Source organism: Streptomyces sp. NRRL B-3229 (genome assembly GCF_000719505.1).
Classification (GTDB): Bacteria; Actinomycetota; Actinomycetes; order Streptomycetales; family Streptomycetaceae; genus Streptomyces; species Streptomyces griseorubiginosus.
The window spans coordinates 1-1463 of the sequence record NZ_JOGP01000074.1 but is presented as its reverse complement, the minus strand read 5'-3'; the positions used below and the strand labels follow the sequence as shown (position 1 = coordinate 1463).

Annotated in this window: 2 protein-coding genes; both read right to left on the bottom strand. The window is 74.2% G+C overall.

Going from position 1 to position 1463, the window contains the following annotated elements:
* Positions 1-1271: HAMP domain-containing protein (locus IF54_RS0138720; RefSeq protein WP_051735715.1), on the bottom strand; the 1271-nt coding region annotated here is incomplete at its 3' end.
* Positions 1261-1463 (bottom strand): winged helix-turn-helix domain-containing protein (locus IF54_RS0138715; RefSeq protein WP_030327379.1); only part of this gene is annotated, 203 nt, incomplete at its 5' end. The genes IF54_RS0138720 and IF54_RS0138715, both read right to left, overlap by 11 nt.

Sequence of the window (1463 nt, the reverse complement as noted above, 5' to 3'; positions counted from 1 at the left end):
TCCTCCAGGAGCGAGGCGACGAACGCCTCGTCGGAGGCGGCCAGTCCGTCCTGGGCCGCCTCCAGCCAGCCGCGGATCGTGGTGAGCGGTGTGCGCAGTTCGTGGGCGACGTCGCTGACCATCGCCTTGCGCTGCTCCTCCAGCCGTTCGCGGCGCTCGGACAGGTCGTTGAAGGCGGCGGCCAGGCGACCGATCTCGTCGTGGGTCGTCACCGGTACCCGCAGGTGCTCCTGCGTCGGGTGGCGGGCCGCGTCGGTCAGGGCGCGCAGGGGCCTGACCAGCCGGGTGCCGACGGTGACCGTGACCGCCAGGGTGAGGACGAGGACCAGCGCGGCGACACCGGCGACCTTCGCCGTGTTGGCGGAGGAGAGGTCGAAGCCAGGAGCCGCGGGCGATCCCGCCGCGCTGGCGACGAACAGCAGCACGGGCGGCGCGACATAGGGCGCGAGCTGCTCACGGCGGGCGGTGTCGACGCACCGTCGCACGGGCTCGCTGACGCTCTCGGCGGGAGCGAAGGCGAGACCGACCACGACGGGATCGAGCCGCTGGCGTTTCAGGCAGCCGCCGACCAGGGCGTTGAGCCGGTCGAGTGCCCGCTTCTCGGTCGTGGTGGGAGCGTCGAGTGCGAACACGCCGCACGCCTCGCCCACTTTCCGCTGGATGCCGGTGTCGCCGGTCATGACGAGGGACGGCCTGCCGCTCGCCCCTTCGGTGACCCCGGCGGAGAAACCGGTCCCGCGCAGGCAGGTCCGCAACGTCCTTGCCAGGTGGCTCAGTTGCTTGCGCTCGCCGGCGGGCAGCCGGTACGGGCCGACCGCGCGCGGGTCGATGCCGTCCGCCTGGACGCCGGGCAGCAGCGCCGGGTCGGCCCGCAGCGGGTCGACGAGCGCCGAGGCCCGGGTGGGCAGGTCCTGGGAAGCCGGGCCGGACACGGCGACGGGCCGCCGGTCCTGCGTCGTCAGGGTGATGCGCCGGCCGGTCCGCTCGGCCAGCCGTGCCAGTGCGGGCGCCACCGCGGACCAGTCCGTGTGGGTGGCCGCGTAGCCCATGAGGGTGTCGTAGATCCGGGCGTCGTCGGCGAGGACCTGCCCCTGTTCCCGCTGGAGGGCACTGGTGGTGGTGCGCGCGGCGAGCCAGGCGGTGGCGGCGACCGAGCACACGGCGATGGTGATCGACGCCGCCAGCAAGCGGACCAGCAGACTGCGGCGCCAGGGCAGCCGGCCGGCCCGGCCCGCCCGCTCTCCGGGGCGCGCCCGCCGCTCAGCGGCCACGGGTGCCGTCGGTGAGGCGGTAGCCGACGCCGAACACCGTCTGGAGATAGACCGGTTGGCGGGGGACGGGCTCGATCTTCTTGCGGAGGTTCAGGACGTGGACGTCGATGGTGCGCTCGGTGATGTACCGGTCGTCGCCGCGGGTGCTCGCCAGCAACTGGCGCCGGGTGAAGACCCGTTCCGGTTCCGCGG